Annotated in this window: 14 protein-coding genes and 3 pseudogenes; 12 read left to right on the top strand and 5 right to left on the bottom strand. The window is 70.7% G+C overall.

All coding sequences use genetic code 11. The annotated features are described in order from the left end of the window. A pseudogene (locus tag AC2VOR_RS01415) lies at positions 1–556 on the top strand (dihydrodipicolinate reductase); the annotation flags it as partial. 117 nt (positions 557–673) lie between these two features. Here the strand turns inward: AC2VOR_RS01415 and AC2VOR_RS01410 are convergent. Then, positions 674–1,092 (bottom strand): annotated as a pseudogene (locus AC2VOR_RS01410) (serine hydrolase domain-containing protein); the annotation flags it as partial. Continuing rightward, positions 1,089–1,241: a hypothetical protein gene (locus tag AC2VOR_RS01405; protein WP_369741825.1), complete on the bottom strand. Its 153-nt coding sequence runs from the start codon at positions 1,239–1,241 to the stop codon at positions 1,089–1,091. The pseudogene AC2VOR_RS01410 and the gene AC2VOR_RS01405, both read right to left, overlap by 4 nt. A gap of 64 nt (positions 1,242–1,305) precedes the next feature. Between AC2VOR_RS01405 and AC2VOR_RS01400 the strand changes: the two genes are divergently transcribed. The 4 genes from AC2VOR_RS01400 to AC2VOR_RS01385 all read left to right on the top strand — a co-directional run bounded on the left by AC2VOR_RS01400 (position 1,306) and on the right by AC2VOR_RS01385 (position 3,772). Next, the gene (locus AC2VOR_RS01400) at positions 1,306–1,479 is read left to right on the top strand and encodes a CsbD family protein (protein WP_369736516.1); all 174 of its coding nucleotides are present in this window, start codon (positions 1,306–1,308) and stop codon (positions 1,477–1,479) included. Beyond that, the gene (locus AC2VOR_RS01395; RefSeq protein WP_369736515.1) at positions 1,463–2,146 is read left to right on the top strand and encodes a cutinase family protein; all 684 of its coding nucleotides are present in this window, start codon (positions 1,463–1,465) and stop codon (positions 2,144–2,146) included. Before AC2VOR_RS01400 ends, AC2VOR_RS01395 begins: the two co-directional genes overlap by 17 nt. 4 nt (positions 2,147–2,150) lie before the next feature. Then, complete coding sequence (locus AC2VOR_RS01390) at positions 2,151–3,122, top strand: SDR family NAD(P)-dependent oxidoreductase (protein WP_369736514.1); 972 nt, start codon at positions 2,151–2,153, stop codon at positions 3,120–3,122. 113 nt (positions 3,123–3,235) lie between these two features. After that, positions 3,236–3,772, top strand: a complete 537-nt coding sequence (locus AC2VOR_RS01385) for a WS/DGAT domain-containing protein (protein ID WP_369736512.1) — start codon at positions 3,236–3,238, stop codon at positions 3,770–3,772. On the opposite strand, the gene AC2VOR_RS01380 is transcribed toward AC2VOR_RS01385, so the two are convergent. Continuing rightward, positions 3,769–4,155, bottom strand: a complete 387-nt coding sequence (locus AC2VOR_RS01380; protein WP_369736511.1) for a PPOX class F420-dependent oxidoreductase — start codon at positions 4,153–4,155, stop codon at positions 3,769–3,771. The genes AC2VOR_RS01385 and AC2VOR_RS01380 overlap by 4 nt on opposite strands. A gap of 64 nt (positions 4,156–4,219) precedes the next feature. Between AC2VOR_RS01380 and AC2VOR_RS01375 the strand changes: the two genes are divergently transcribed. Further along, positions 4,220–4,780 (top strand): TetR/AcrR family transcriptional regulator, encoded by a 561-nt coding sequence (locus AC2VOR_RS01375; protein WP_369736510.1) that lies wholly within the window; start codon positions 4,220–4,222, stop codon positions 4,778–4,780. On the opposite strand, the gene AC2VOR_RS01370 is transcribed toward AC2VOR_RS01375, so the two are convergent. Continuing rightward, positions 4,777–5,988: a cytochrome P450 gene (locus AC2VOR_RS01370; RefSeq protein WP_369736509.1), complete on the bottom strand. Its 1,212-nt coding sequence runs from the start codon at positions 5,986–5,988 to the stop codon at positions 4,777–4,779. The genes AC2VOR_RS01375 and AC2VOR_RS01370 overlap by 4 nt on opposite strands. A gap of 154 nt (positions 5,989–6,142) precedes the next feature. Between AC2VOR_RS01370 and AC2VOR_RS01365 the strand changes: the two genes are divergently transcribed. The 3 genes from AC2VOR_RS01365 (at position 6,143) to AC2VOR_RS01355 (ending at position 9,455) form a co-directional block, all read left to right on the top strand. Then, positions 6,143–6,937 (top strand): rhomboid-like protein, encoded by a 795-nt coding sequence (locus AC2VOR_RS01365; protein WP_369736508.1) that lies wholly within the window; start codon positions 6,143–6,145, stop codon positions 6,935–6,937. A 39-nt stretch (positions 6,938–6,976) separates the two neighbouring features. Continuing rightward, positions 6,977–8,962, top strand: a complete 1,986-nt coding sequence (locus tag AC2VOR_RS01360; RefSeq protein ID WP_486963059.1) for a putative alpha/beta hydrolase — start codon at positions 6,977–6,979, stop codon at positions 8,960–8,962. Positions 8,963–9,023: 61 nt separating this feature from the next. Beyond that, entirely contained in the window at positions 9,024–9,455 is a 432-nt protein-coding gene (locus AC2VOR_RS01355) for a hypothetical protein (RefSeq protein WP_369736507.1), read from the top strand. Between the two features lie 360 nt (positions 9,456–9,815). Here the strand turns inward: AC2VOR_RS01355 and AC2VOR_RS01350 are convergent. Then, positions 9,816–10,052: pseudogene (locus tag AC2VOR_RS01350) on the bottom strand (peptidase); the annotation flags it as partial. Between the two features lie 267 nt (positions 10,053–10,319). Here AC2VOR_RS01350 and AC2VOR_RS01345 point away from each other — a divergent pair. From AC2VOR_RS01345 to AC2VOR_RS01335, 3 genes are all read left to right on the top strand, one after another. Then, entirely contained in the window at positions 10,320–10,709 is a 390-nt protein-coding gene (locus AC2VOR_RS01345) for a hemophore-related protein (RefSeq protein WP_369736506.1), read from the top strand. 323 nt (positions 10,710–11,032) lie between these two features. After that, a complete protein-coding gene (locus tag AC2VOR_RS01340) occupies positions 11,033–11,368 on the top strand; it encodes a hypothetical protein (RefSeq protein ID WP_369736504.1) in 336 nt (111 codons plus the stop codon). Further along, the coding region (locus AC2VOR_RS01335; RefSeq protein WP_486963058.1) for a hypothetical protein at positions 11,365–11,815 on the top strand (451 nt) is incomplete at its 3' end. The genes AC2VOR_RS01340 and AC2VOR_RS01335, both read left to right, overlap by 4 nt.

Raw genomic sequence — 11,815 nt, 5'->3', positions numbered from 1 at the left:
GAAGCCGGTCGGCTTCGGCCAGCCGATCGACCACCCGGACCTGCCGGCGATGGCCGCGAAGGGGACGGCCATCTTCGGCGAGGCCGTCCGGCTGGTCGGCGACGCCCTGGGCGTCGAACTCGACGAGGTGCGCTGCGTGGCCGAGTTCGCACAGACCACCGCCGATTTGGAGATGGCGTCCTGGACCATCCCCGCGGGCTGTGTCGCGGGGGTCTACATCAGCTGGCAGGGGATCGTGGGCGACAACGCCGTGATCGACCTGAACGTGCGCTGGCGCAAGGGCCAGACGCTCGAGCCGGACTGGAAGATCGAGCAGGACGGCTGGGTGATCCAGATCGACGGGCAGCCGACGGTGACCACCAAGGTCGGCTTCCTGCCGCCGCCGTACTTCCAGGCGACCACGATCGAGGAGTTCATGGACCTCGGCCACATCATGACCGCGATGCCCGCCATCAACGCGATCCCGGCCGTCGTCGCCGCGGCGCCGGGGATCGCGACCTACACCGATCTCCCGCTCACGCTGCCCCGCGGCAACGTGCCCAAGGCGTCGGTGTAACCGGCGCCCAGCCCGGGCACCTGCAGCGGCCCGCGATGCCGGGCCGCCTCGACGGCGTTGCGCAACGGGCCGGCCAGCCCCGCGAAGGACCCCATGTCGAACAGCAACGGCGTCAGCAGCCGGCCCGGACAGCAACCAGCCGTAGGTCAGCGCGTGGTAGGCCTGCACACCGCGCAGGTGGTCGACGGGTGCGGCGGCCAGGCGCTCCTCCATCAGCAGGTGGTCCATCAGCTCGGTCTTGGTGACGCCACGCAGGTGCGACAACCCGGACCGGTGCCGCAGGACGTCGCGAACGGTGATGTCGCCCTTGCCGTTCGCGCCGAACTCGGGCCAGTACGCGGCGACGGGTTCGTCGTAGGACAGCAGCCCGCGGTCGGCCAGCCGGTGCATCACCGTAGAGGCGACACCCTTGGTGGCCGAGAACCGAAGAAGAGTTGGGCGAACAGTTTGACGACGTTGCCGAAATGCGGGTCTGCGGCACCGGATACACCGCGGGGCAGGCCGTCGGCGCTCGCCAGCAGCTCCGGTGCGGTCATCGGCGTTCGTCCGGCGGCTCATCGGTCGCCGGCGGGGCCGCGGGCGAGTCCTTCAACCACTTCCGCAGCCGGAGCAGCTGGTTGGCCACCATGCCGAGGGCGAGCAGTATCACGCCGGCGAGGATCGCCACGACGATTGCGGTGCTCACGAAGTCCATGGTGACAGGCCGGACCGGGTTTCAACATGGCCCGCGGCGGGGTAAATGCCCGACCATGAGCGCCGAAGACAAAATCAAGAACAAGATCGAGGATCTGGGCGGCCGGGCCAAGGAGGCCATCGGCAAGGTGACCGGGAACGAGGACACCCGTAACGAGGGCAGGGCCGACCAGGCCAAGTCGAGCCTGAAAGACGCGGGTGAGAAAGTGAAGGATGCCTTCAAGAAATAGCGTCGGGCTGGCGGTGGCCGTCGCGATCACGGCCGCCCCGCTGTGCTTCCCCGCACCCCCGGCGGCCGCCGGAGCGTGCCCCGACGTCGAGGTGGTCTTCGCCCGGGGCTCCGGGGAGCCGCCCGGGCTGGGCGGGGTCGGACGGTCGTTCGTCGACGCGCTGCGCCCGCAGCTCGGCACGCGGACGGTGGGCGTCTACGCGGTCAACTACCCGGCAAGTACCGACTTCTCCAACCCCGACTTCCCGGACAAGTTCATCGAGGGGGTCCGCGACGCGAGCACCCACGTCGAGGCCACGGCGGCCAACTGCCCCAACACCAAGGAAGTGCTGGGCGGATACTCCCAGGGTGCGGCGGTGGCCGGGTTCGTCACCTCGGCGTCGGTGCCGCCCGGCGTCCCGACCGCCGAGGTACCCAAGCCGATGCCGCCGCAGGTCGCCAACCACGTCGGGGCGGTCACCATGTTCGGGACGCCCTCGGATCAGTTCATGGAGCAGTACGGGGCGCCGGTGATCGTGATCGGGCCGCTGTACCGGCCGAAAACCATCGAGCTGTGCGCGCAGGGCGATTCGGTCTGCGGCGACGGCAGCAATCCCGCGGCCCACATGTCCTACACGGTGAACGGCATGGTGGAGCAGGCCGCCCACTTCGCCGCGGGCCACCTGTAGTCCCATGCACGTACTGGTCACGGGCGGAACGGGTTTCGTCGGCGGATGGACCGCCAAGGCCGTCGCCGACGCCGGGCACTCCATTCGGTTCCTGGTCCGCACCCCCGAAAAGCTGCAGACGACCGTCGCCCGGCTGGGCGTCGACGTGTCGGACTTCGCCGTCGGCGACATCACCGACCGGGTGTCGGTGCGCGAGGCGCTGAGCGGCTGTGACGCCGTCGTGCACAGCGCCGCCCTGGTGGCCACCGATCCGCGGCGGACCGCGGCGATGCTGGCCACCAACATGCAGGGCGCGCAGAACGTGCTCGGCCAGTCCGTCGAGTTGGGCCTGGACCCGATCGTGCACGTGTCGAGCTTCTCGGCCCTGTTCCACCCCGGCCTGGAGACCCTGTCTGCGGACCTGCCGGTGGTCGGCGGGTCCGACGGGTACGGCACCTCCAAGGCCCAGGTCGAGATCTATGCCCGCGGGCTGCAGGACGCCGGCGCGCCGGTGAACATCACCTATCCCGGCATGGTGCTCGGCCCGCCGGTGGGCGACCAGTTCGGCGAGGCCGGCGAGGGCGTCAAGGCCGCGCTGCGCATGCACGCGATCCCCGGCCGGGGCGCGGCGTGGCTGGTGGTCGACGTCCGCGATGTGGCGGCATTGCACGCGGCGCTGCTGGAACCCGGGCGCGGGCCGCGCCGCTACATGGCGGGGGGTCACCGGGTCCCGGCGGCCGAGCTCGCGACGATGCTCGGCCAGACCGGTCGGACTCCGATGGTCGCCGTTCCGGTTCCCGACGTCGCGCTGCGGGTCGCCGGCGCGGTGCTGGACCGGGCGGGCCGGCTGCTGCCCTTCGAGACGCCGTTCACCGCGGCGGGGATGCAGTACTACACCCAGATGCCGGCGTCGGACGACTCGCCCAGCGAGCGCGACCTCGGCATCGTCTGGCGTGATCCGCGCGAAACCCTGGCGGACACGATCGCGGCGCTGTGACCGCAGGACTTAAAACTTCCGCAACGGGGCCCTAGTGCCCTCGTCGGGCATGGCCGTCGGGGGGAACATCGCGATGCCATTTGCGATCCCCGACGGGCGGTAGGAGTTCTGCGATGACCAAACCTATTCCACCGCTAGATCTTTCATGGTTGCTGATCGAGTCGCCCACCGGCACGACCCACGTCGGGGCGATGATGCTGTTCCAGAAGCCGCCCGCGCGCCGATCGTGCGGGACATCGTCGAGGAGTTGCGGGCATACCCGCGCGGCGAAGAAGGAGTTGGCCGGCGTGTCGACCGAGGCGGCGAGGACCTACGCAGTCGGGCTCGTCGCGCTCGCGGGACTGGGCGCATCCACGCACCTCGACCGCATCGCGCACCCCGCATGCAACCTCGTCATCTCCGACGTCGCCGGCGCCAAGGAACCCCGCTACCTCAACGGTGCACGGCTGCTCGGCATCTACCCGGTGTCCGCGCTGGCCGCCTCGACCGGGCGCAACGCCACGCTGGCGTCCTACCACGACAGCATGGATTTCGGGTTCGTCACCAACGCCCCAGCACTCGGCGACCTGACGCGACTCACCTGGCACACGACGCAGGCCTACGCGGAGCTGAAGCGGGCCGCGAGCACCGTGTCGGTCGCGAAAACCTAAGCGGCCGATTTGATCTCGAGGCCGACGTGGACCTTGTCGATGCCCCCGCGCACGAGCGAGTGCACATAGAACCACCAGGCGTGGTACCAGTACCGCCTGAGCACGGCGTTGTAGACGCGCCGCGTCTCGGACTTGGGCAGCACCCGGGCCACCCCTTCGACGGCATCGCCTTTGGGCTTGCCCAGCGATCCGCTCCTGGCGATCGTCACCCGCGGGGTGTTGCGGATGCGCTTGACCTTCCACGACCCGTCGTCGGTGATGACCAGCAGCTTGTTCCCGTCGGGAACCCCCCAGATCGCGGTCGGTTTGGGCCGGCCGTCCTTGGTGAACGTCGTCAAAAGCAGGTACTTGGACTTGATGACGTCCTGGAAAGTGGTGGTCACGCCGGGACGGTTCCCGATCGCACGCGTTTCTAATCCCCGGGCGCCGCTGTGGCAGTCTTTGTCGATGGCAACCACGCGGGACCTGCTGATCGAGGCCACGAGTCAGATCATGGTCGAGGAGGGTTACGCCGCGGCCACGTCGCGACGGGTCGCGGCCCGGGCAGGCGTCAGACCCGCCCTGGTGCACTACCACTTCCCCAGCATGGACGAGTTGTTCCTGGCCGTATTCCGCCGCGGCGCCGCGGCTTACCTCGAGCGCCAGCAGCGGGCGCTGGCGGCCGACCGGCCGCTGCACGCCGTCTGGGACACGCTCACCGAACCCAAGGACACCCGCCTGCTGCTGGAGTTCATGGGACTTGCCAACCACCGCAAGGATATTTGCGCCGAGATCGCCACCTGGTCGGAGCGGTGGCGCCAGACGCAGACCGCCGCGCTGGGCGCCGTCGTCCAGGAGTACGGTCTCGACCCCGGAGAGTTCCCGCCGGCGGGCCTCGCGGTCGTCATCGCCGCGGTCGGCCGCACCCTGGTCCTCGAGCAGGGCCTCGGCAGCAGCACCGGCCACCGGGAGGCCGTCGCCCTGGTCAACCGATTTCTCGACCGCTTCGAGATGCCGGCACCGCGCTAGGGCAACACGACACGCAGCCGCTCCCAGCCGCGGACGGTGGAGGTGGATGCGAGTTGGGCTGTGGCGTAGTCGATGTCCCACTCGGGCCAGCGGTTGAGCAGTTCGTCGAGCGCCACGCGGCCCTCCAGGCGGGCCAGGTTCGCGCCGAGGCAGTAATGCACGCCCTTGCCGAACGTGATGTGGGAGATGTTGTCGCGGCCGATGTCGAACCTGTCGGGAGCGGCGTAGCGGCGCGGGTCACGGTTGGCGGCGCCGAACAGCAGCAGCACGGCGCTGCCCGAGGGCACCGTGGTGCCGTGACACTCGAAGTCACGCGCCAGCCAGCGGGCGACGTGGGGCCCGGTGGGTTCGAACCGCAGGGTCTCGTCGACGGCGCGGTTGAGCAGCGAGCGGTCCCGGTGGATCCGCCGGCGCTGGTCGGGGTGCTCGGCGAGCACTTTGGCCAGCCAGCCGATCAGCCGGCCGGTCGTCTCGTTGCCCGCACCGGCGACCACCTGGGTGTAGTGCAGCACCTCTTTGCGGGTCAGCTTGCGCCGCACGCCGCGCTCGTCGTCGAACTCGACGTTGAGCAGCGTCGTCATCAGGTCGTCGGACGGGTTCCTGGAACGCCATTCGACGTAGTCGGCGTAGATCCGGCCGTCGGCGATGGACTCGGCGTCGGCGACCCGCAGCGGTGCGCCCGGTTTGGTGCGCAGGTTGGCGTCGTTGGCGTCGCGCACCGAAACCTGTTCGGATTCCGGTATTCCCAGCAGCATGCCGATCACCCGCATCGGCATCATGGACGCGAGTTCGGCGATGATGTCGAAGCCCGCCGACCCCACCAGCGGGTCCAGGCACCGGACGCAGTACCGGCGGATCTGGTCCTCGAGGGCGGCCATCCGGCGCGGGGTGAACACCCGCGACATCAGCCCGCGCAGCCTGGTGTGCTCGGGCGGGTCCTGGAACATCATGACCCCGCCGGGCATCTCGTACTCCGACTGGACCAACTCGAGGATGTCGCTGCGGCGGCTGGAGAAGACCTCCCAGTTGGCCAGCGCCTGCTCGACGTCGGAATGCCTTGACAGCGCCCAGAAGTCGTAGCGCTGGTTGTGGTAGATCGGCGCTTCCTCGCGCAACCGCGCGTAGACCGGGTAGGGGTCGGCGATGATGCCGACGTCGTAGGGGTCGTAGTACACGGCCGTGTCGTCGGTGACGGTCGGGCCCGCCATGGCAACCTCGCTTCCGACTTTTGGGCGATCGCCCAGTCTTGCGCGCGCGCCGCGCCGGCGTCAAGCACGGCCGGGGCGTAAACAATCGCGACCCGGGCGTGAAACATGCGTTAAGAGCCTCGCCAACCGGGCGGCGCGCCGCCATGGTGGGAGCATGGGCTCGCCGACGGCTGTGACCGCCCGCCTGGTGTCCGGCGCCGGGGCGGTGCGCGTCACGCTGACCTACGCCGTCGCGCTGGCCGGGGTGTCGCTCACACTGACCGCGCTCGGCCGGCACGCGCGCGAGGTCGCCGTGAGCCGCATGAGCACCAACCTGCACAACCTGGCGCACGGCCGGGTCGCCACCCTGGTCGGCAGCGCGTTCCTCGACAGCGGCGGCGCTGTTGTGGTGTGGCTGCCGGGATTGGTGTGTCTGCTGGCTCTGGGCGAACTCGCCTGGCGCGGCAGGGGTGTGCTGCTCGCGTTCGTGGTCGGCCACGTCGGTGCCACCCTGATCGTCGCGGCGGGACTGGTCGCCGCGGTCGAGACGCGATGGCTGCCGGGCTCGGTCGCGCACGCCAGCGACGTGGGGATCAGCTACGGCGCCGTGGGCGTGCTCGGCGCGCTGACGGCGGCGATACCGTCACACCGGCGGGCGGCCTGGGCCGGTTGGTGGATCGGCGCCGCGGTGGCGGCGGCCCCGGCCGCGGGTTTCACCGGCGTCGGGCACATCGTCGCGTTGCTGCTGGGCATTTGCCTGTCGGCGCGCCTGCCGGCAATGACCCGCTGGACGGCACCGCGCGTGGCACTGCTGGCCGTGGGTGCGGTGTTCGGCTTCTGCGTGGTCGCGGGGCCGTCGGTGGCGGCACCGGTCGCCGCACTGGCGGGGGCGGTGTGCGCCGGCCTGGCCGGAAAGGCCGTTACCCACAGCCGGTGGCGCTCGCGCACCCGGGCCGGTGCCGCACGGTAGTACGGTTGGGCCAGCTCAAAAGGGGTGGCCATGACAGCGATGCGGCTCCGCTGCATAAGCCTGGCCGCGCTGATCGCCGAAGCGGGCGGTGACCCGTGGGCGATCGACCGCGGCCTGCGGGCCGGCAGCCCGGCGCAGATCTCGCGCCTCGCCGAGGCGTTCCACGCCGCCGGCCGCTGCACCGCCGAGGCCGACGCGGCGTTCGCGCAAGCCCTCGGCCGCTTCGACGCGGCCTGGGACCACCGCGGCGGCGATCACCCGATCAACGCCTCGGCCGAGGTCGCGCGGACGGCCGCGGTACTGGGCGCGCAGTCGCTGCGACTGCCTGCCATCGGCGTCGACCTGGAGAACATCGCCGCCGCGCTGGCCGAGGCGCAACGCGGCGCGGCCGGGCAGATCGCGGCCCTCGAATCCCGGTTGCTACAGCTCGACCTCCTCATCGGGCAGGCCGTCGAACTCGAACGGGATCCCGGCCTGACGCCTTCCGCCCGAACCGATCTCGAGGCCCTGATCACCGCCTGCGAAGACGACGCGATCGACGACACCCGGGCCGCCCTGGGCGCGCTGCGGTCCCTGCGCGACGACTACGCCGGATCCCTGCGCACCGCGCTGGCCACGGTGCGCGGCGACGGCTACGACGCGTCGCCGCTGCAGGCCCTCGCCGGCCCCGAGCCACCGCCGTGCACCACACCCGAAGACGTGCGCAGGTGGTGGGATTCGCTCGGCACGCCGGACCAGGCCCGCCTGATCGCGGCCCACCCGCCCGGGCTGGGCAACCTCGACGGCATGCCGGCCCGGCTGCGCGACGCGGTGAACCGGGCGGTGTTGCACGACGACCTGAACAGGGTGGAGGATGCGGGCCGCGCGCGCGGCATCTCACCCCGACGCCTGCGAGAGGCCGTGCTGCACGACCGCGACGACGATCTACTCGCCTGCCCCGGCAGGTACGGGCTTTCGGCCGCCGACGTCACCCGCTACCGCAACGCGGTGAAGACCGACCGGGGCGTCGCGCACGACGAGGGGCCCGACCCGGACCATCCGCGGCCCGTCCTGCTGTGGACCTACGACCCGGCAGCATTCAACGGCAAGGGCAGGGCGGCGATCGCGATCGGCAACCCGGACACCGCCCACAACATCGCCGTCGTGGTGCCCGGCACCGACAGCAGCGTCCAGAACGGCTGGCTCTACGACGGGCACAACGACGCCGTCAACCTCTACGACCAGGCACTGAAAGCCGACCGCACCCGGTCCACCGCCGTGCTCGCGTGGATGGGTTACGACGCTCCGGACCTGGACCCGGCGACGCTGCGGGAGGTCGGCACGCCGTGGCTGGCGCGCCAGGGCGGCGGGCTGCTGGCCGCCGACGTCAACGCCCTGGCGGTCACCCATGACGGCCCCGTCCCGGCGCACGTGACCGTCATCGGCCATTCCTACGGGGCGACGACGGTGGCCGACGCGTTCGCCAACAGCGGCATGCACGCCGACGACGCCGTGCTGATCGGTTGTCCCGGAACGGATCTGGCGCATAGCGCAGCGGATTTGCGGCTGCGCGGCGGCCGGCTCTATGTCGGCGCCGCCTCGACCGACGCGATCAGCTGGATCGGGGAATCGGGCAGCGTCGCCCCCAACGCGCTCAACGCCCTGCTCGGCGAGCCGTTCGGGCCCTGTGCCGGCCTGGGCCCCGATCCCGCGCACGACGGCTTCGGGTCGGTGCGTTTCCGGGCCGAGGTCGCCGGCTCCCACAGCGCCGTGCCGTGGTTCGACGATCATTCGCACTACTACGACGTGGGCGGCGAAGCGCTGCACAACATGACCGAGATCAGCACCGGTCACGGCGATGCCCTGGGCCGCGAAGGGATGCTGGCCGCCGCGCGCGACGAAGAACGGATCGCCACGCCCCGCGAGGTGCGCACGCCCTTCGGAACGATCCCGCTGCCGCACATCGAGATCCGCGCGCCCCTCACCGGCGATCCGGAATGGGACCGCGGCTCCGGCTCCGTCACCCGCGACCATGAGTTCAGGTAGTCGATCGGGCCGGCTCGCGGCGCTGACCGCCGTGACCGTCGCGCTGGGAGGATGTGCGCCGATGTCTTCGTCCGGGCAGAAACCCGACTCCCCGCTGTCCGACCGGCAGGCCATTGCCCAGGTCGTCGACGCGGCGAGGCAGATCGCGAAAGTGGCCGGCCTGCAGGATCCTTCGGGCGGTTTCAGCTGGGAGTCCTGCAACGACCAGGGCGAGCCGCCGTACCGCGGCCGCGTCGACATGACGTTCGCCGTGCCGCCCGGCGTCGACCACGACACCTACTTCGCGCGAATCGCCGCGACCATGGTGGCCGACGGCTGGGCGCCCGCCACGGGAACCGCCATCCACCGGGACGGTGTGCTGGCCCGGATCGGCGTGAGCCCCTTCACCGGCGCCGACGGGGCGGTTCAGCTCTTCGGCGAGTGCCGCAACATGACCGACCACCGCGCCGACAGCAACGGCTTCAGCATCAAAGACCGACTGCGGCAAGGGTGATCCGATGCCGGCCCGCCGGAACGGCCACGGCCGCACCCGTGGCGGTGTCGCCGATCCGCTACCTCGGTGCCGGGCGGCAACCGGTCCAACGTGATCGTGACCGGGTAGACGGTGAAGCGGTAACGGTAGCCGAGCCGGTCGAGCCGGAATACCTGCTGCAGGACCGAGGGGATCGGCACGAACTCGTCCAGCACGCCGTGGGCTATGACGAGGGGCAACCATCGGGCGTTGCGCAGCAGCGGCCGGGTTTCGCCCTCCCGCGCGCAGTGCGAGTCGGTGTTCGGGATCGGCCGCGATGTCCATTCCGGGCGGCAGCCGGACGCCGCACGTCGGGGGCCCGGCGAGCCCGACGGTCTGCGCGAACACGCTCGGGTTGGGCGGCACGATGCGTCCGGGCGGCATGGTGATCCGGGCGCCGCCCGCCCCGTGGTCGTCGTAGAGGAAATCGGTCCAGAACACCGCGCCCGCGACCATCCGTCCGGTGCCGCAGGTGCGCGGGAAGTGCTCGCCGAACGGCCAGCCCTGCGGTGCGGGCAGCGCTGGTTCGGGCCGGCGGGCCGCATCCGGCACACCCTCCGGCATGCCGTCGACTACGACCGGCCAGACGGCGCGGCGCGCAGGCGCAACACCGTTGACGTCGAAAACGGAGCCGGGCAACCGGGTCACCCAGTCGATCGGCGGCCTCATGTTCATGTCGTTGTGGGGACTACCCGCCACGCCGGCCGATGTTCTCCCGACGTTGAGGATGAGTGAGAAAACGCCGGCGCCGCCCGGCATCGCGCATCGCACCCACGCAGCCGCCCCGATCTGCTTAGCTGGGCCCGGGGGGATGACACCGTCGATCACCCCGTGAAGGAGCCAGTCATGTTCCCCTCAGCACTCATCCGGCGCCGCGCCGTGGTCGGCGCGCTGACCGCCGGCGCGGTTTGCGGCACGCTGCTCGGTGCCACCGCGGGGACCGCTGCGGCCGATGCGACGCCCCGGCCGCCGAACTGCACGGCCGCCGACGTTGCCGGGGTCGCGGCCGGCGTCGCGGCGGCGCTATCGACCTACCTGTTCACCCACCCCGACGTGAACGAGTTCTACACCGGCCTTCAGGATCAGCCGAAAGGCCAGATCCGCGACGACGTGCACAACTACTTCGGCGCCAACCCGGAGGAGCAGACCGACCTCGAGAACATCTGGCAGCCGATGGTCGACATCAGGCAGCGCTGCAACTGGACGCCGCTGCTCGGTGCGGAGGGTGCGCAATGACGCCGCGGTATTGGGCCGCGGCGGGGATCGCCGTGTTTGCTCTGACCGCGATGCCCGAGGCGTGTGCCGCCATGCAGCCCTCCGGCGTGGCCCGTGCCGACGTCTGCGCGAGCGTCGGCAGGCGCATTTCGGTGAGCGGGTGCACCTAGAGACGGTCCCTGTCCTTGCTCGGCTGCACCCGTTTCGGCTCGCCCGGCATTTTCGGGGTGCCGTACCGCTAAGCGTTGTTCTGACCAGGAGAAACCAAGGCCGATTCGTGGCGTTGTGCGCGGTGTTATCGGGCGAATTCTCGCCCGATCCCTTCTGAGAGGAGCGCGACACAAATGCCCACCGTCAACGACAATGCGACTGCCACACCACCTGATAGCGAACGGGACACCGCTGGACCTGGCGTAACCGCGCCGCCGGACGCCACCGAGATCCATGACTGGTTGCAGCGCGGCGCGGGCCTGCCGACCCGGGCCTTCGACGGCACTGTCCGCGAGGCCGTGGGTTTCACGGTCCGGGTTGGTGGCCTGCAGCGCTCCAACGGCACCTGCAAGCGTTGGGTGACCGTCGAAGCCCCGGCCCGATTCGGCGTGCCGTTGCAGCCCGAAGCCGTGCGGCAGCTGGCCGCGGCCTTGACCGCGGCGGCTTACGAGATCGAGGCCCGCCCATGACCACACCCGACAACACCGCGACCACCTGGCGCGACCTGGCCGACCAGCTCACCGACCATGAGGTCGACGAGTTTCGAGACATGGAGCGTCGCCTTCCCGAGGGCGAAAAGGGCGCCGCTTTCCTGCTGAAATCGGCCAGGGACTGCATCGCTGATCGGTTGGTCGACGTCATGTATGCCGACGTCCCATTGCCCGCCGGTGCCCGTACCGATTCGGCGGGCTGGGGGAAAAATCTTCAGCGCGACGGCTACTCACGCTCGCTGGTGTGGCGAAGCTACGAAGGCGGGATGGCGGATCTGCGGCTGGCCGGCTCTGGGATCAGCGTCGACATCGACGGGCGCCAGCAGTGTGATGGCAGCTTCACCCGCGGCATCAGCTTGTGGGGCGTGGACGAGGGCGCCGGGTTGACCGCCGATCAGGCCCGCGCGGTGGCCGCGCTGCTGGTCG

The sequence above is a fragment of the Mycobacterium sp. TH-M103 genome (assembly GCF_057473785.1).
This window is presented reverse-complemented; position numbering and strand designations above follow the sequence as displayed.

What these genes read in the sequence shown, in the direction of transcription:
- AC2VOR_RS01400 (WP_369736516.1), top strand. Translation starts at nt 1,306, where the DNA reads ATGAGCGCCGAAGACAAAATCAAGAACAAGATCGAGGATCTGGGCGGC.
- AC2VOR_RS01395 (WP_369736515.1), top strand. Translation starts at nt 1,463, where the DNA reads ATGCCTTCAAGAAATAGCGTCGGGCTGGCGGTGGCCGTCGCGATCACG.
- AC2VOR_RS01390 (WP_369736514.1), top strand. Translation starts at nt 2,151, where the DNA reads ATGCACGTACTGGTCACGGGCGGAACGGGTTTCGTCGGCGGATGGACC.
- AC2VOR_RS01385 (WP_369736512.1), top strand. Translation starts at nt 3,236, where the DNA reads ATGACCAAACCTATTCCACCGCTAGATCTTTCATGGTTGCTGATCGAG.
- AC2VOR_RS01375 (WP_369736510.1), top strand. Translation starts at nt 4,220, where the DNA reads ATGGCAACCACGCGGGACCTGCTGATCGAGGCCACGAGTCAGATCATG.
- AC2VOR_RS01370 (WP_369736509.1), bottom strand. Translation starts at nt 5,988, where the DNA reads ATGGCGGGCCCGACCGTCACCGACGACACGGCCGTGTACTACGACCCC.
- AC2VOR_RS01365 (WP_369736508.1), top strand. Translation starts at nt 6,143, where the DNA reads ATGGGCTCGCCGACGGCTGTGACCGCCCGCCTGGTGTCCGGCGCCGGG.
- AC2VOR_RS01360 (WP_486963059.1), top strand. Translation starts at nt 6,977, where the DNA reads ATGCGGCTCCGCTGCATAAGCCTGGCCGCGCTGATCGCCGAAGCGGGC.
- AC2VOR_RS01355 (WP_369736507.1), top strand. Translation starts at nt 9,024, where the DNA reads ATGTCTTCGTCCGGGCAGAAACCCGACTCCCCGCTGTCCGACCGGCAG.
- AC2VOR_RS01345 (WP_369736506.1), top strand. Translation starts at nt 10,320, where the DNA reads ATGTTCCCCTCAGCACTCATCCGGCGCCGCGCCGTGGTCGGCGCGCTG.
- AC2VOR_RS01340 (WP_369736504.1), top strand. Translation starts at nt 11,033, where the DNA reads ATGCCCACCGTCAACGACAATGCGACTGCCACACCACCTGATAGCGAA.